The sequence below is a fragment of the Variovorax gossypii genome (assembly GCF_003965815.1).
Taxonomy (GTDB): domain Bacteria; phylum Pseudomonadota; class Gammaproteobacteria; order Burkholderiales; family Burkholderiaceae_C; genus Variovorax; species Variovorax gossypii.
In genome coordinates this window covers 239811-255808 of the sequence record NZ_RXOE01000004.1, presented here as the reverse complement: position 1 = coordinate 255808, position 15998 = coordinate 239811, and the positions used below count along the sequence as shown (strand labels likewise).

Sequence of the window (15998 nt, the reverse complement as noted above, 5' to 3'; positions counted from 1 at the left end):
ACAGGTCTAGCGCGTCAGACACCTCCTACTTTTTTTATCCTCCTGTCATACAAAACACTTCAACATGTAAAACTTTGTGTATATAATGTATACACGATTGTTAGGAGCACGAAGTGAGCTTTGAATCGGAAATGGGATCAGACGTGGAAAACTGCAACATCACCGCAACCGGCGTGATTTCGAGAGAAATCGGCGAGATAAATCTGGCCTATATGCTGCTGGCGCAGAAGCTGGTCAAGCAGGACCGGGCCGAGGCGATGTTCCGCCTTGGCGTGGGCCGCGAACTGGCCGATCTGCTGGCGAACATGTCGCTCAGCCAGATCGTGAAGCTGGCCGCTTCCAACTTCCTCCTGTGCAGCTTCCGGCTGGACGACCGCCCGATGTTCGCGGTGGTCGGCGAGGGCAAGGAGCCCGCGCTGCAGCAAGCCCACATGTCGATACTGATGGCCGCGCGCCAGGCGCAGGCCCAGGTCGATTCGCAGGCGCAGATGCGCGGAGCGAGCGCGGCGTGACAGCCAAGAGCGTCCTGGGCGAGGTCCGGCAGGTGCAGCTCGCGATCGAGCTGATCGGGCTCGGCGCCCGCCTGCAGTTCCTGGAGGCCGCCGTCGCGCTGAGCCGCGAGCGGCTGATCCGCCTGTACAAGGAACTCAAGGGCGTTTCCCCGCCCAAGGGCCTGCTGCCGTTCTCGACCGACTGGTACATGACGTGGCTGGCCAACATCCACTCGTCGATGTTCTACAACATCTACCGCTTCATGCTCGACGAGGCGGACGAGAACGAACTGCCCGCGCTCATCAAGGCCTATCGCCTCTACACCGAGCAGGTGGTGGCCAACGGCGGCGAGGTGGTGCTCGACTTCACCCGCGCCGAGACCATGGTGCGCTTCTTCGACAGCGACATGCTGCAGCTGAGCACCTGCTGCCGTTGCGGCGGCCACTTCGTGGCGCATGCCCACGACAACAAGAACGGATACGTGTGCGTGCTGTGCCGCCCGCCTTCGCGCGCGGGCAAGGCACGCAAGCCCGGCAAGGCCGCCGAGGTGCGCCGCAACGGGCTGGTGGCGATCGCGCCCACGCCAGTGATGGACATCGGCGGCGCCGTCTAGGAAAAGTGCCCCGCCCGCGCATGCCGCGGGCCCGGCTTTGTTGATTCGACGCTCTAAGGGGCGATAGGGGAAGCGCGTGCTGGTTCTGGTTGGATATCTCGTGGTGATAGGCGCCGTGTTCGGCGGCTACGGCCTCATGGGCGGCCACTTCGGAGTGCTGTTCCAGCCGGTCGAGCTGCTCATGATCGGCGGCTCCGCATTGGGCGCGTTCATCGCGGGCAACAACGGCAAGACCATCAGGGCGACCATCAAGGAGCTGCCGCTGCTGCTGCGCACCTCCAAGCACAACCGCCAGCTCTACATGGACCTGCTCGCGCTGCTGTACGAGCTGCTCGCCAAGGCCCGCAAGGAAGGGATGATGAAGCTGGAGACCGACGTCGAGGACCCGGCCCAGAGCGAGATCTTCACGCGCTACCCGAACATCCTGGCGCACGAGGGCATCACCGTCTTCCTGTGCGACTACCTGCGCCTTGTCATCAGCGGCAACACCGACGCGCACGAGATCGAGGCGCTGATGGACCACGAGATCGAGACCATCCGCCACGAGGCCGAAGTGCCCGGCCACAGCCTCTCGCGCGTGGGCGACGCGCTGCCCGCGCTGGGCATCGTCGCGGCCGTGATGGGCGTGGTGCACGCGCTCGGCTCCGCCCACCTGCCGCCCTCGGAAATGGGCGCGCTCATCGCGCACGCCATGGTCGGCACCTTCCTCGGCGTGCTGCTGGCCTACGGCTTCGTGTCGCCGCTGGCCTCGCTGATCGAGCAGAAGGTGGAAGAGGGCATGAAGATCTACCAGTGCGCCAAGGTCACGCTGCTGGCCAACCTCAACGGCTATGCGCCGCAGCTCGCGGTGGAGTTCGGCCGCAAGGTGCTGTTCTCGACGGAGCGCCCCTCGTTCACCGAGCTGGACGACCACGTCCGCGAAGTCAAGGCACGCTGACGCGGCAGGCACGCGAACAGGTACGCATGTCATGAGCGACGAGAAGCCCAGGGTCATCTTCAAGCACGTCCACAAGGGCAAGCACGGCGGCGCCCATGGCGGTGGCTGGAAGATTGCCTATGCCGACTTCATGACGGCCATGATGGCCTTCTTCCTCGTGATGTGGCTGCTGTCGATCTCCAGCCCGAAGCAGCGCGAGGGCATTGCCGAGCACTTCCGCATGCCGCTGCGCGTGGCGCTGAGCGGCGGCGACAAGTCCAGCCTCAGCACCAGCATGATTCCGGGAGGCGGCGCCGACGTGATGCACGTCGAGGGAGAGGTCAGGCAGGCCGATGCCGAGGAACAGGCCGACGCCGAACGCCTTGCCGAGATGAAGAAGAAGCTCGACGAGCTGATCGAGAAGAGCCCCGTCTTCCAGCAGTTCCGCTCGCAGATCCTGATCGACATCACCACCGAGGGCCTGCGCCTGCAGATCGTCGACACCGAGAACCGGCCCATGTTCGAGCTGGCCAGCGCGCGCGTGGTGCCGCACATGCGAGCCATCCTGCGCGAGCTGGCGCCCGCGCTCAACGGCCTGCCCAACAAGATCACGCTGTCGGGCCACACCGACGCCATCGTCTACACCAACGACCGTTCCTACGGCAACTGGGAGCTCTCGTCCGACCGAGCCAACGCCTCGCGGCGCGAGCTCGTGGCAGGCGGCATGGCCGACGGCAAGGTGCTGCGCGTGATCGGGTTGGCCGACAGCATGCACCTGGACAAGGCCGATCCGCGCAACCCGATCAACCGCCGCATCAGCATCATCCTGCTCAACCACCGCACGCAGGAGCGCATCGAGCGCGAGAACAGCACCGAGCCCGTCGGCACGCGCATCGGCAAGGCGGCCGCGAAAGCGCCGTAACAACAAAACAACAAGAGCTCAAGAGATGGACCTCAGTCAATTCACCCAAGCCTTTTTCGTCGAAGCCGTCGAACTGCTCGCGGAGATGGAGCAGCTGCTGCTGGAGCTCGACGTCGAGGCACCCGACAGCGAACAGCTCAACGCCATCTTCCGTGCGGCGCACTCGATCAAGGGCGGCGCCGCGACTTTCGGTTTCACCGCCCTGACCAACACCACGCACGTCCTCGAATCGCTTCTGGACCGCGCCCGCCATGGGCAGCTGCGCCTGAACGGCCGAATGATCGATGCATTCCTTGAAACGAAGGACGCCTTGCAAGAACAACTCACTGCCTACCAGGCCGGCAAGGAGCCGGACCCGGACATGGTCGCGCACATCTGTGGCGTGCTCCAGCAACTCGCGCTGGAAAGCGGCGATGCCAGTGCGGCGGCACCTGCACCGGCGACTGCACCCGCTCCGGCTCCCGCACCCGTTCCGGCCCCGGCACCCGTGGCCGCGCCCGCGGCGCCGGTCGCAGCCGGCGGCAGCGGCGCGCTTCGCATCCGCTTCGCGCGCCTGTCGGAAAGCGAATGCGATCTTCTGGCGGGCGAGCTGGCCAACCTCGGCAAGGTGCTGTCGCGCACGCGCAGCAACGACCAGTTGACCGTGCTGCTGGAGACCACCTGCGCGCCCGACGACATCGTCGCGGTCTGCTGCTTCGTCATCGACGAGTCGCAGATCGACATCACGCATGAAACAGCCGCCGCGGCAGAAGAGGCCGCTGCCGTGGTCGAAGCTCCCGTGCCCGTGGCTGCGCCGGAACCTGCTGCTGCTGCAGCAGCGGCAGCGGCAGTTGTCGCCGAAGCGTCGAAGCCGCAGGCTGCTTCCTCCGCGCCCGCCGCGGCAGCTTCGGCCGGCGCCAAGGAATCCAGCTCCATCCGCGTCGACGTGGAGAAGGTCGACCAGCTCATCAACCTCGTGGGCGAGCTCGTCATCACGCAGTCGATGCTCACGCAGGCCGCGACCATGCTCGACCCGGTGGCCTACGAGCGCTTCCTCAGCGGCCTGGGCCACCTGGAGCGCAATGCACGCGACCTGCAGGAATCGGTGATGTCCATCCGCATGATGCCGATGGACTACGTGTTCAGCCGCTTCCCGCGCGTCATTCGCGATGTGAGCGCCAAGCTCGGCAAGCAGGTGCGCCTGGACACCTACGGCAAGGAAACCGAGCTCGACAAGGGCCTGATCGAGCGCATCGTCGACCCGCTCACGCACCTGGTGCGCAACAGCCTCGACCACGGCATCGAGACGCCCGACGTGCGCCTGGCCAAGGGCAAGGACGCCACCGGCCAGCTGCTGCTGTCGGCGCAGCACCACGGCGGCAACATCGTGATCGAGGTGAGCGACGACGGCGCCGGCCTCAACCGCGAACGCATCCTCGCCAAGGCCATGCAGCAGGGCCTGCCGGTCAGCGAGACCATGCCCGACGAGGAGGTGTGGCAGCTCATCTTCGCGCCCGGCTTCTCCACCGCCGAGCAGGTCACCGACATCTCGGGCCGCGGCGTGGGCATGGACGTGGTCAAGCGCAACATCCAGGAAATGGGCGGCCACGTCGAGATCCATTCGCGCGGCGGGCAGGGCACCACCACGCGCATCGTGCTGCCGCTGACGCTGGCCATCCTCAACGGCATGTCGGTGAAGGTGGGCAGCGAGGCCTACATCCTGCCGCTGAGCTACGTCATCGAGTCGCTGCAGCCGCTCCCGGAGCATCTGCACTCCATCACCGCCGACGGCCACGTGATCCGCGTGCGCGGCGAATACCTGCCGCTGATCGAGCTGCACCGCGTGTTCGACGTGGAGGGCGCGCAGACCCACCCCACCCAGGGCATCCTGGTGATCGTGCAGGCCGACGACAGCCGCTTCGCGCTGCTGGTGGACGAACTGTTGGGCCAGCACCAGGTGGTGGTGAAGAACCTGGAGACCAACTACCGCAAGGTGCCTGGCATCTCCGCCGCGACCATCCTCGGCGACGGCAGCGTGGCCTTCATCATCGACGTGGGCGCCATGCCGCGAATCCAGCGCGCGCAGGCCGCGAGCACGGCCGCACTCGCGGGCGCGGCCCGAAGGACGGACGCCATTGCGCTTTGACACACGACGGAGACAGCTGAATGCGGTTTGATTTCTTCCGTCGCTCTTCCGAAGACACCGGCAACGATGCACCCGCGCATGCAGAGGCCGGTGCCGACGGCCGCGTGGCCTATGCCATGCTGCTCGACGCGCAGCGGCGCGTCATCGGCTATCGCATGGCATGGCGTTCCGCGGACGAGGGTTCCGAGGCGTCCGGCGCCGCGGGCGTCAAGGCGCTCACGGACACGCTCGCCATGCACCTCAATCCTGGGTCCGGCGGTTGGCTGCTGGGTTCGCAGATGCTGTTCGTCGACGTGACGGTCGACGCGCTGTTCCAGAGCGACCTGCAGTCGCTGCCGCCGCAGCAGGTGGTGCTGTGCATGGGTGCCGAGGAAATGCTCGACGCCGATCTGCGCTCCATCGTGCTGTTCTTGCGCGAGCAGGGCTTCGGCTTCATGCTGTGCGGCGCCTCCGGGCTGCCTGAAGACCCGGAGCTGCGCTCCATCGTCACCCACTTCGAGGTGGGCGCGCACGATTCCGAGACCGTGTTGCGGCTGCGGCAGGATGCCCAGCTGGGCCATCCTCCGGTGGAGCCCATCGTCTCGCGCGTGGAAGACTGGGCCGCATTCGACGCCTGCGCCGGACGTCGCGTTAGCGTGTTCGTCGACGGCGCGTTCAGCAATCCGCCGGTGCGCGAGACCGAAGACGCGCTGCAGCCCGAGGCGCTGCTGATCGTGCAGCTGATGCAGATGCTCCAGCGCAACGAAGACTTGCGCGTCATCGAAGCTGCACTGAAGCACGACGCCGCGCTCACCTACCGCCTGCTGCGCTACATCAACTCGCCCGCCGTGGGCATGGCGGTGGAGATCCATTCGCTGCGCCATGCCGTGGCCATGCTCGGCTACTCGCCGCTGTACCGCTGGCTTTCGCTGTTGCTGGCCACCAGCAACAAGGCGGGTTCGCCGTACATGATGAAGAAGGCCATCCTGCGCGGGCGCTTCGTCGAGCTGGTCGGGCAGGGCATGCTGCCGGCCAGCGAGGCCGACAACCTCTTCGTGGCCGGCATGTTCTCGCTGCTCGACCAGTTGCTGGGCGTCTCGATGGAAGGCGTGCTGCGCAAGGTGCAGCTCACCGAGGCGGTGCAGCAGGCCATTCTTTCGCGTGGCGGGCTTTACGGCCCCTTCGTCGCGCTCGCCGAGAGCTGCGAGCGCGACGACGGAGAGGCCGCACGCCTGTCGGAAGCCCTGTTCCTGAGCCCGGCGCAGGTCAACGCGGCGCAGCTGTCGGCACTGGTGTGGGCGCAGGACGCCAGCCCGGCCGCGGGTGGCCCATGACGCGAAGGAGGCCTGAAGTGCAGGGCATTCGCGCGTCTGATCGGTCCATTGGAAACGGTGGGCGCTATGTACATTGAAAGCCAAGCTTCCAGGCTGGCCGTGACGACCGAGTTCCATTTCACCGACCACGACTTCTCGCGCATCCGGACCCTGATCCACCGCCGCGCGGGCATCGCCCTGGGCGAGCAGAAGCGGCAGATGGTGTACAGCCGGCTGTCGCGGCGGCTGCGGGAACTGCAGCTGCCCGACTTCGCCTCGTACCTCGACTGGCTCGAGCAGCGCCAGGACGGCGACGAGTGGCAGCTCTTCATCAACTCGCTGACCACCAACCTGACCTCGTTCTTCCGCGAGGCCCATCACTTCCCGACGCTGGCCGACCACGTGCGCAAGGCGAAGCAGCCGGTCACCGTGTGGTGCGCAGCGGCGTCGACGGGCGAGGAGCCCTATTCGATAGCCATCACGCTGCTGGAAGCGTTGGGCGACAAGGCGGCAGCCTCGCGCGTGATCGCCACCGACATCGACACCGCCGTGCTGGCCAAGGCCGCCACCGGCGTGTTCACCACCGAGCAGGTGCGCCGGCTCGCGCCCGAGCGGCTGCGGCGCTTCTTCAACAAGGGCACCGGCGCGAACGCGGGCAAGGTGCGCGTGCGCCCCGAGGTCGCGGCGCTGGTGAAGTTCTCGCGGCTCAACCTGCTCGACAGCAGCTGGCCCGTGAAGGAGCCGGTGGACGCGATCTTCTGCCGCAACGTGATGATCTATTTCGACAAGCCGACGCAGAAGAAGGTGCTCGACCGCTTCGCGCCGCTGCTCAAGGCAGACGGCCTGCTGTTCGCGGGACATTCCGAGAACGCGTCGCTCGTCAACCAGGCCTTCCGGCCGCTGGGCCAGACCGTGTACGAGCTGGCGCGCACGCGTGCGCCGGGTGCCTCCGCATGACGGCCCCGAACGCGGCGGCACCCGAATCGGTGGCCAGCCATCACTACTTCGACCGCGACGTCGGCCTCATGGCCGTGAAGCTGCTGCCCTCGGAGTATTACGTGACCTCGAGCAACACCGTGCTGAGCACGGTGCTGGGCTCGTGCGTGGCCGCCTGCCTGCACGACAGGGAAGCCGGCGTGGCCGGCATGAACCACTTCATGCTGCCCGACGACGGCGAATCGGGGGCGGGAGGCGCCGCGCGCGATGCCGCCGAATCGATGCGCTACGGCACCTACGCCATGGACGTGCTGATCCGCGAGCTGGTTCGCGCCGGCGCGCGTCGCGAGCGGCTGCGCGCCAAGGTGTTCGGCGGCGGCGCGGTGCTGGCCAACATGACCACGCTGAACATCGGCGACCGCAACGCCGACTTCGTGCTTCGCTACCTGCGCGAGGAGCGCATCGAGGTCGCGGCGCAGGACCTGCGCGGACCGCACGCGCGCCGCGTGTGCTTCGTGCCGGCGACGGGCAAGGCCATCGTGCGCAAGCTGCGGGCGCAGACAGAGGTGCGGCAGGTGCAGCACGAGGAGGGCGAGCTGCTGCGCAGGCTGTCCACCTCGCGCGCGGCACCGGCGGCCGACAACAAAGGAATCCAGTGAGCGTCAAGAAAATCAAGGTGCTGTGCGTCGACGACTCGGCACTCATCCGCAGCGTGATGACGGAGATCATCAACAGCCAGGCCGACATGACCGTGGTGGGCACGGCCGCCGACCCGCTGGTCGCGCGCGACCTCATCAAGGTCACCAACCCCGACGTGCTCACGCTCGACGTGGAAATGCCGCGTATGGACGGCCTGGAGTTCCTCGAGAAGCTCATGCGGCTGCGGCCCATGCCGGTGGTCATGGTCTCGTCGCTGACCGAGCGCGGCTCCGAGATCGCGCTGCGCGCGCTCGAGCTGGGCGCCATCGACTTCGTGACCAAGCCGCGCCTGGGCGTGCGCGACGGGCTGCTCAACTACACCGAGCTGATCGCCGGCAAGATCCGCACGGCCGCCAGCGCGCGCCTGCGTCCCGCCGCGACCGCGCGCCCGGGCGGCGACGCACCGCAGGAGTCACTGCTGCGCAGCCCGCTGCTGAGCACCGAGAAGCTCATCATCATCGGCGCCTCCACGGGCGGCACCGAGGCCATCCGCGAAGTGCTGCAGCCGCTGCCCCCTGATTCGCCCGCGGTGATGATCGCGCAGCACATGCCTGCCGGCTTCACGCGCTCGTTCGCGCAGCGGCTGGACGGTCTGTGCCGCATCACCGTGAAGGAAGCCGAGCACGGCGAGCGCGTGCTGCCGGGCTATGCCTACATCGCGCCCGGCGGCTTCCACCTGTCGCTCGCGCGCAGCGGCGCCAATTACGTGGCCCATCTCGACCAGGAGCCGCCCGTGAACCGCCACCGGCCCTCGATCGACGTGCTGTTCGATTCGGCCGCCAAGCACGCGGGCAAGAACGCCATCGGAATCATCCTGACCGGCATGGGCAAGGACGGCGCCGAGGGCCTGCTGCGCATGCGGCGCGCCGGCGCGCACACGCTGGCGCAGGACGAGGCCAGCTGCGTGGTCTTCGGCATGCCGCGCGAGGCCATCGCGCTGGGTGCGGTGGACGACGTGTCGCCGCTGGCCGAAGTGAGCCGCCGCGTGCTGACGCACCTTCGCACGTTCGGTGAACGTGCGAACCGAGTTTGAGAGAAAGAAAACGACCTTGGAGTTGGAAATATCGTGATGGACAAGAGCATCAAAATCCTGGTTGTGGACGACTTCCCGACCATGCGCCGCATCGTGCGCAACCTGCTGAAGGAACTCGAGTTCCACAACGTCGACGAGGCCGAGGACGGCGCCGCCGGCATCGAGAAGCTGCGCGGCGGCAACTTCGGCTTCGTGGTGTCCGACTGGAACATGCCCAACATGGACGGCCTGACCATGCTGCAGACCATTCGCGCCGACCCGGAGCTGAAGAAGCTGCCGGTGCTGATGGTCACCGCCGAGGCGAAGAAGGAGAACATCGTCGCGGCGGCGCAGGCCGGTGCCAACGGCTACGTGGTGAAGCCCTTCACCGCCGCCACGCTCGAAGAAAAGATCACCAAGATCTTCGAGAAGCTGGCCAAGGAGGCCGCGTGACATGAGCCAGAACACTGCCGCCGTGGCGGACTCCGCCAACACCACCGAGGAACTGCTGGGCCGCATCGGCCAGCTCACGCGCCAGCTGCGCGACGGCCTGCGCGAGCTGGGCCTCGACAAACAGGTGGCCAAGGCCGCGCAGGCCATCCCCGACGCGCGCGACCGCCTGAGCTACGTGGCCGCAACCACCGAGCGTGCGGCGCACCGCGCGCTCAACGCCATCGACGTGGCGCAGCCGTTGCAGGAAGCGCTGGCCACCGACGCGAAGAGCCTCAGCAAGCGCTGGGACCAGTGGTTCGAGAACCCCATCGAGCTCGACCATGCGCGCGAGCTCGTGCTGGACACGCGCGGCTACCTCAACGAGGTGCCGGACCGCGCCAGCGCGATCAACACGCAGCTCATGGAGATCCTGATGGCGCAGGACTTCCAGGACCTGACGGGCCAGGTCATCAAGAAGATGATGGAAGTGGTCAACGACGTCGAGACGCAGCTGCTGCAGGTGCTGATCGACAACTCCGCGCCCGAGAAGCGCCACGAGGCCGTGCAGAGCCTGCAGAACGGCCCGCAGATCAAGCCCGGCAACCCCGATGCCGTGACCGACCAGGCGCAGGTCGACGACCTGCTGGAGAGCCTCGGCTTCTGATTCCGGAGGTCGCTTCTATTGTCCGAACTGCAGGGGTATCAGGCCCCTGATCGGCAGATTGTTCCGAGGGGCCGAATCCAATAATTTGGCCATGAGCAAGGCGTGCTGCGCCAGTGCTGGTTCGGAGCATGAATGGCTGAGGAAAGCGATCTCGAGAAAACGGAACCCGCCTCCGAGCGGCGCCTGGAAAAGGCGCGCGAGGAAGGCAACGTAGCCCGTTCACGCGAGCTCACCACCTTCGTCATGTTGGGCACGGCATGCGCCGGCCTGTGGCTCACGGCGCAGTCCCTGGGCACGAGCATGAGCGGCGCGCTGCGCCGTGGCCTGCACTTCGACCGCGCCAGCGCCTTCGATCCCTCCCACATGCTGGCCCAGACCGGGCTGATGTCGCTGCAGGCGATGACGGCCATCGGTCCGCTGTTCGCGATGATGGTCGTCGCGGCGGTGCTCGCGCCGATGATGCTCGGCGGCTGGCTGTTCTCCACCAAGTCGGCAGCGCCGAACTTCGGCAAGCTCAATCCGCTGGCCGGCATCGGCCGCATGTTCTCCACGCAGTCGCTCGCGGAGCTGGTGAAGGCGCTGGCCAAGTCGGCGCTCATCGGCGGCGTGGCGTGGTGGGTGGTGTCGCGCGACATCGAGGCGCTGATGGCTCTGATGGCCCAGCCCGCGCAGTACGCGCTGCCGCACGCGATGGTGCTGGTGGCCAAGCATTGCGCGCTGATCGCCGCCACGCTCTTCCTCGTGGCGCTGATCGACGTGCCCTTCCAGCTCTGGAGCTACTACCGCAAGCTGCGCATGTCGCGCGAGGACGTGCGCCAGGAGCACAAGGAAAGCGAAGGCGATCCGCACATCAAGGCAGCGATCCGCCGCCAGCAACAGCAGATGGCGCGCCGCCGGATGATGTCCGAGGTGCCCAAGGCCGACATCGTGCTGACCAACCCCACGCACTTCGCCGTGGCGCTCAAGTACCAGGAGGGCGGCATGGGTGCGCCGCGCGTGGTGGCCAAGGGCACCGAGCTCGTGGCCGCGCGCATCCGCGAGCTGGCCAAGGAGCACAAGGTGGCGATCCTCGAGGCGCCGCCGCTCGCGCGCTCCCTCTACAGACACACGAAGCTGGGTGACGAGATTCCCGCCGGCCTCTACACCGCGGTGGCCGAAGTGCTGGCCTGGGTCTACCAGCTCAGGCGCTGGAAGGCCGAAGGCGGCGAAGCGCCGCGCACGCCCACCGATCTGCCGGTTCCCGCAGAACTCCAATACACCGTCGACACGGCGGCACACGCATGAACGCGATGACAAACCTGATGCGCATGCCGACGCGCATGTTCGCCGGCTCGCAGCTCAAGGGGCTGGCCGGGCCGATCCTCATCATCCTCATCCTGAGCATGATGGTGCTGCCGCTGCCGCCGTTCCTGCTCGACCTGCTGTTCACCTTCAACATCGCGATGTCGGTGATGGTGCTGCTGGTGAGCATGTACACGATGAAGGCGCTGGACTTCGCCGCCTTCCCGGCCGTGCTGCTGTTCTCCACGCTGCTGCGCCTGTCGCTGAACGTGGCCTCCACGCGCGTGGTGCTGATGAACGGCCACACCGGCCCCGATGCGGCGGGCAAGGTGATCGAGGCCTTCGGCCACTTCCTGGTGGGCGGCAACTTCGCCGTGGGCGTGATGGTGTTCATCATCCTCGTGCTCATCAACTTCATGGTGATCACCAAGGGCGCGGGCCGCATCGCCGAGGTGGGCGCGCGCTTCATGCTCGACGCGATGCCGGGCAAGCAGATGGCCATCGACGCCGACCTGAACGCCGGCCTGATCGGCGAGGACGTGGCCCGCAAGCGCCGCACCGAGGTCGCGCAGGAAGCCGACTTCTACGGCTCGATGGACGGTGCCAGCAAGTTCGTGCGCGGCGACGCGATCGCAGGCCTGCTCATCATGGTGATCAACATCATCGGCGGGCTGGTGGTGGGCATGGTGCAGCACGGACTGGACTTCTCCACGGCCGGCAAGACCTACACGCTGCTGGCCATCGGCGACGGCCTGGTGGCGCAGATCCCGGCGCTGGTGATCTCCACCGCCGCCGGCGTGATCGTCTCGCGCGTGACCACCGACGAGGACGTGGGCAGCCAGCTCACGGGCCAGCTCTTCTCCAACCCGCAGGTGCTGTTTCTCACGGCAGGCATCGTCGGCCTGCTGGGCATGATTCCCGGCATGCCGAACCTGGCCTTCCTGCTCATCGCGGGCGGCCTGGTGTGGCTGGGTCGCGGGCTGCTGCAGCGCAAGCCGAAGCAGCAGGCGGCGCAGGAAGCCGCTGCCGTGCAGGCCGCGAACCTCGCGGCATCGTCCGCCGAGACCGCGGAAGCGACATGGGACGACGTGGCCATGGTCGACCCGCTGGGCATGCAGGTCGGCTACCGGCTGATCCCGCTGGTGGACCAGTCGCAGCAGGGCGAACTGCTGGGCCGCATCAAGAGCATCCGCAAGAAGATCGCGCAGGAGGTCGGCTTCCTGGTGCCGGTGGTGCACATCCGCGACAACCTGGAGATCAAGCCCAACACCTACGTCATCACCCTGAAGGACGTGGAGATCGGGCGCGGCGAGGCTTTCCCGAACCAGTGGATGGCCATCAACCCGGGCCAGGTGACGGGCTCGCTGCCCGGCACGCCCACGCGCGACCCGGCCTTCGGCCTTTCGGCGGTGTGGATCGACTCCAGCCTGCGCCAGCAGGCGCAGGTGTACGGCTACACGGTGGTCGATGCCTGCACGGTGATGGCCACGCACCTGAACCACCTCATCCAGACGCATGCCGCCGAGCTGCTGGGCCGCCAGGAAGTGCAGCAGCTGCTCGACCAGATCGCCAAGACCGCGCCCAAGCTCACCGAAGACCTGGTGCCCAAGGTGCTGTCGCTCAGCACGCTGCACAAGGTGCTGCAGAACCTGCTCGACGAGGAAGTGCCGATCCGCGACATGCGCACCATCCTCGACGTGATGGCCGAGTACGCGCCGACCGTCAAGGACCCGACCGAGCTCACCACGCTCACGCGCCTGGCGCTGGGCCGCGCGATCACGCAGCAGCTCTTCCCGGGCGACACCGAGATGCAGGTCATCGGCCTGGACGGCTCGCTCGACGGCGTGCTGCAGCAGGCCCTGGGCAACAGCAGCGGCATCGAGCCCGGCATCGCCGACAACCTGCTGCGGCAGGCGCAGGCCGCCATCGTGCGGCAGGAGCAGATGGGGCTTGCGCCGGTGCTGGTCGTGCAGCACTCGCTGCGCGTGCTGCTGTCGCGCTTCCTGCGGCGCAGCCTGCCGCAGCTCAAGGTGCTGTCGCACGCCGAGATTCCTGATTCCCGAACCATCAAGGTCACCACCGCCATCGGAGGACGAGGTTGAATTCCCCCCAACAGACAGACGTGCGCACCACCGCGCGCAAATTCGTCGCGGCCACCAGCCGCGAAGCCCTGCGACTGGTGAGGGAGGCGCTGGGCGCCGACGCCATCGTGCTCACGCATCGCGCGACCGCCGAGGGCGTGGAGATCGTCGCCATGGTCGAGGGCGAAGTGCAGGGCGTGCTGCAGGGCAGCGCGGCCGCGAAGCCCGTTGCAGCCGTTGCCCCTGTTGCGGCACCGGCCGTTCGTGTGGCACCCGCTCCTTTGCCGGTCGCCTCGATGCCCGCGCCGCTGCCTGCGCCTGCGCCCGTGCAGGTCCACGCGCCCGCCGCCGCACCAGCCGACACCGTGCTCGAGGAGCTGCATTCCATGCGCGGCATGATCGAGGAGCAGCTCGCCAGCGTCGTGTGGAACGACAGGCAGCGCCGCGACCCCGTGCGCGGCCGCCTGCTGCGCACGCTGCTCGGCGCCGGCTTCAGCGCGCGCCTGTCGAAGGCCATGCTCGAGAAGCTGCCCACCGGCCGCACCTACGCCGAGGGCATGGCCTACGTGCGCTCGGAGCTGATCCGCGCCGTGCCCGTGCATGAGGACGAGGACGCGCTGTTCGCCGCGGGCGGCGTCTATGCGCTGATGGGCCCGACCGGCGTGGGCAAGACCACCACCACCGCCAAGCTGGCCGCGCGCTGCGTGATGCGCTTCGGCGCCGACAAGCTCGCGCTGGTGACCACCGACAGCTACCGGATCGGCGCCTACGAGCAGCTGCGCATCTACGGCCAGATCCTCAACGTGCCGGTGTACGCCGTGAAGGACGCCGCCGATCTGCACCTGGTGCTGCAGGACCTGCGCGAGAAGCACATGGTGCTGATCGACACCGTCGGCATGAGCCAGCGCGACCGCGCGGTGCCCGAGCAGATCGCCATGCTGGGCCAGAGCCCCAGGCCGGTGAAGAAGCTGCTGCTGCTCAACGCCACCAGCCACGGCGACACGCTCAACGAGGTGGTGCACGCCTACCGCCACGGCAACGAGCTGGCCGGCTGCATCTTCACCAAGGTGGACGAGGCCACGCACCCGGGCGCGCTGATCGACACCGTGATCCGCCACCGCCTGCCGGTGCACTACATCTCCAGCGGCCAGAAGGTGCCCGAGAACCTGATGCAGGCCGACCGCACGCAGCTGGTGGACAGCGTGTTCCAGCCGCGCCAGCACAGCCCGCTGTTCGTGCCCGCCGAGAGCGACCTGCAGGAAGACGCTGCCGCCGCGGCGGGCGCCTCGCAGCAGGTGGCCCGCGCGCAGGGCGAGACCGACCTGCTGCGCCTGAAGTACCAGAACCTGATCCGCGCCATGGCGCACGACGCGCAGGAGCTGGCCACCACCGCGAGCGCGCTGGCCGGCGCGCAGATCGGCTTCGAGCGCGCACGCGCGCTATGGCGCCAGGCCGGTGACGAGGAAGCGGGCCAGAAGGCCGTGCTGCAGGACCTGCTGGTGCACGCGCGCGGCGAAGTGGCCGCCGCCTGCGAGACCCATGTGCTCGCGCTGTGCGGGCAGGTGGGACTGCGATCGAACGAGGGCGGCGACGCCTACGAATGCCACGGCAGCCTGCTGCTGTCGGACCGCACGGGCCTGCCGCTGGCGGCGCCCAACCAGTGGCTCTCGACGGCCGCAACGCGCGGCATGAAGGACGCCGCGCGCAAGCCCGGCGCACGCCAGGTTCCGTGGCTGCGCCAGCAGGACTTCGGCAGCCGGCCGCTGGTGCACCTGCTGACCCGCCTGCCCGGCATCGAGGCCATGGTGCAGTGGCAGGCCGCGGGCCAGCGCTGGCTGGCGCGCGCGCCGGGCTCCACCGCCGTGATCGACATGCGCTCCGGCGCGCCCGACACGCTGGCGCGCATGGACTTCGAATTCGGCGAAGCGCGGCCCGTGCGCTTTCGCGGCAAGGCGGCGCTGCTCGCCGAGTCGCATGCCGACGTGGTGCTGCGCTTCAACGCGGCGGCTCTGGCGGCGGGCATCGCCCGCGACGAGATGCCGGCGCTGCGCTGCGTCGCCACGCGCGTGGTCGATGCACGCACCGGCAACGTGCTGGCGCAGGTGCACGCGCTTTCGAACATCGGCTCCGAGGTTTCCGCGCGCCAGCTCGCGCAGTGGCTGGGCTGGGCGGTGGATGCCGAGCCCTGCTTCCGCCTGTTGCGCGACGGCGTGCAGCTCGTGGGCGGCATCGGCGAGCTGGGCGACCCCGACATCATGAAGCGGCTCCTGATCGCCGGCCAGATGAGCACCACCGTGTGGCGGCTGCTGCAGGCCGAGGGCGAGTGGGCCGACCGCGCGCGCGCGCTGCTGGGCCAGCTGATGGGCCGCCCGGCGCGCAACGGCCGCGCCATGAGCGGCAGTGCGCTGTATGCGGGCGTGGGCAAGCTCTTCCTGCTGCTCGACGCGCTGGGCACCGAATCGACCGCGCCCGTGCAGGCGCCGCGCGAGCCCGCGAAGCCGCAGAAGCTGGAGAAGCAGGATTGAGGGTGGCG

Annotated in this window: 14 protein-coding genes; all 14 read left to right on the top strand. The window is 68.0% G+C overall.

Going from position 1 to position 15998, the window contains the following annotated elements; all coding sequences use genetic code 11:
- Nucleotides 1–131 precede the first annotated feature (131 nt).
- The 14 genes from flhD to flhF all read left to right on the top strand — a co-directional run bounded on the left by flhD (nt 132) and on the right by flhF (nt 15990).
- Nucleotides 132–512, top strand: coding sequence for a flagellar transcriptional regulator FlhD (gene flhD, locus EJP69_RS17975; RefSeq protein ID WP_093197835.1), 381 nt, complete (start codon nt 132–134; stop codon nt 510–512).
- Nucleotides 509–1105 carry a flagellar transcriptional regulator FlhC gene (gene flhC, locus EJP69_RS17970; protein WP_093197832.1) on the top strand — a complete coding sequence of 199 codons (597 nt, stop codon included), beginning with the start codon at nt 509–511 and terminating at the stop codon, nt 1103–1105. The genes flhD and flhC overlap by 4 nt, the downstream gene beginning before the upstream one ends.
- A gap of 76 nt (nt 1106–1181) precedes the next feature.
- Nucleotides 1182–2042 carry a flagellar motor stator protein MotA gene (motA, locus tag EJP69_RS17965; protein ID WP_093197830.1) on the top strand — a complete coding sequence of 287 codons (861 nt, stop codon included), beginning with the start codon at nt 1182–1184 and terminating at the stop codon, nt 2040–2042.
- Between the two features lie 31 nt (nt 2043–2073).
- On the top strand, nt 2074–2943 hold the full coding sequence (gene motB, locus EJP69_RS17960) for a flagellar motor protein MotB (RefSeq protein ID WP_126471863.1): 870 nt from the start codon (nt 2074–2076) through the stop codon (nt 2941–2943).
- Between the two features lie 25 nt (nt 2944–2968).
- Nucleotides 2969–5068, top strand: a complete 2100-nt coding sequence (cheA, locus tag EJP69_RS17955; RefSeq protein ID WP_126471861.1) for a chemotaxis protein CheA — start codon at nt 2969–2971, stop codon at nt 5066–5068.
- Nucleotides 5069–5088: 20 nt separating this feature from the next.
- Nucleotides 5089–6381 (top strand): EAL and HDOD domain-containing protein, encoded by a 1293-nt coding sequence (locus tag EJP69_RS17950; RefSeq protein WP_126471859.1) that lies wholly within the window; start codon nt 5089–5091, stop codon nt 6379–6381.
- Between the two features lie 66 nt (nt 6382–6447).
- The gene (locus EJP69_RS17945; RefSeq protein WP_420824220.1) at nt 6448–7317 is read left to right on the top strand and encodes a CheR family methyltransferase; all 870 of its coding nucleotides are present in this window, start codon (nt 6448–6450) and stop codon (nt 7315–7317) included.
- Nucleotides 7314–7955 carry a chemoreceptor glutamine deamidase CheD gene (cheD, locus tag EJP69_RS17940; protein WP_093197819.1) on the top strand — a complete coding sequence of 214 codons (642 nt, stop codon included), beginning with the start codon at nt 7314–7316 and terminating at the stop codon, nt 7953–7955. The genes EJP69_RS17945 and cheD overlap by 4 nt, the downstream gene beginning before the upstream one ends.
- Nucleotides 7952–9028, top strand: coding sequence for a protein-glutamate methylesterase/protein-glutamine glutaminase (locus EJP69_RS17935; protein WP_093302059.1), 1077 nt, complete (start codon nt 7952–7954; stop codon nt 9026–9028). The genes cheD and EJP69_RS17935 overlap by 4 nt, the downstream gene beginning before the upstream one ends.
- 36 nt (nt 9029–9064) lie before the next feature.
- Entirely contained in the window at nt 9065–9460 is a 396-nt protein-coding gene (gene cheY, locus EJP69_RS17930; protein WP_164546721.1) for a chemotaxis response regulator CheY, read from the top strand.
- Between the two features lies 1 nt (nt 9461).
- The gene (cheZ, locus tag EJP69_RS17925) at nt 9462–10103 is read left to right on the top strand and encodes a protein phosphatase CheZ (protein ID WP_093197811.1); all 642 of its coding nucleotides are present in this window, start codon (nt 9462–9464) and stop codon (nt 10101–10103) included.
- Nucleotides 10104–10235: 132 nt separating this feature from the next.
- Nucleotides 10236–11387: a flagellar biosynthesis protein FlhB gene (gene flhB / locus EJP69_RS17920; RefSeq protein WP_126471855.1), complete on the top strand. Its 1152-nt coding sequence runs from the start codon at nt 10236–10238 to the stop codon at nt 11385–11387.
- Nucleotides 11384–13486 carry a flagellar biosynthesis protein FlhA gene (gene flhA, locus EJP69_RS17915; RefSeq protein ID WP_093197806.1) on the top strand — a complete coding sequence of 701 codons (2103 nt, stop codon included), beginning with the start codon at nt 11384–11386 and terminating at the stop codon, nt 13484–13486. Before flhB ends, flhA begins: the two co-directional genes overlap by 4 nt.
- The gene (gene flhF / locus EJP69_RS17910; RefSeq protein ID WP_126471853.1) at nt 13483–15990 is read left to right on the top strand and encodes a flagellar biosynthesis GTPase FlhF; all 2508 of its coding nucleotides are present in this window, start codon (nt 13483–13485) and stop codon (nt 15988–15990) included. Before flhA ends, flhF begins: the two co-directional genes overlap by 4 nt.
- The last annotated feature ends 8 nt before the right edge of the window (nt 15991–15998 follow it).

What these genes read in the sequence shown, in the direction of transcription:
- motB (WP_126471863.1), top strand. Translation starts at nt 2,074, where the DNA reads ATGAGCGACGAGAAGCCCAGGGTCATCTTCAAGCACGTCCACAAGGGC.
- cheY (WP_164546721.1), top strand. Translation starts at nt 9,065, where the DNA reads ATGGACAAGAGCATCAAAATCCTGGTTGTGGACGACTTCCCGACCATG.
- cheD (WP_093197819.1), top strand. Translation starts at nt 7,314, where the DNA reads ATGACGGCCCCGAACGCGGCGGCACCCGAATCGGTGGCCAGCCATCAC.
- EJP69_RS17945 (WP_420824220.1), top strand. Translation starts at nt 6,448, where the DNA reads ATGTACATTGAAAGCCAAGCTTCCAGGCTGGCCGTGACGACCGAGTTC.
- cheZ (WP_093197811.1), top strand. Translation starts at nt 9,462, where the DNA reads ATGAGCCAGAACACTGCCGCCGTGGCGGACTCCGCCAACACCACCGAG.
- cheA (WP_126471861.1), top strand. Translation starts at nt 2,969, where the DNA reads ATGGACCTCAGTCAATTCACCCAAGCCTTTTTCGTCGAAGCCGTCGAA.
- flhA (WP_093197806.1), top strand. Translation starts at nt 11,384, where the DNA reads ATGAACGCGATGACAAACCTGATGCGCATGCCGACGCGCATGTTCGCC.
- flhD (WP_093197835.1), top strand. Translation starts at nt 132, where the DNA reads ATGGGATCAGACGTGGAAAACTGCAACATCACCGCAACCGGCGTGATT.
- flhB (WP_126471855.1), top strand. Translation starts at nt 10,236, where the DNA reads ATGGCTGAGGAAAGCGATCTCGAGAAAACGGAACCCGCCTCCGAGCGG.
- EJP69_RS17950 (WP_126471859.1), top strand. Translation starts at nt 5,089, where the DNA reads ATGCGGTTTGATTTCTTCCGTCGCTCTTCCGAAGACACCGGCAACGAT.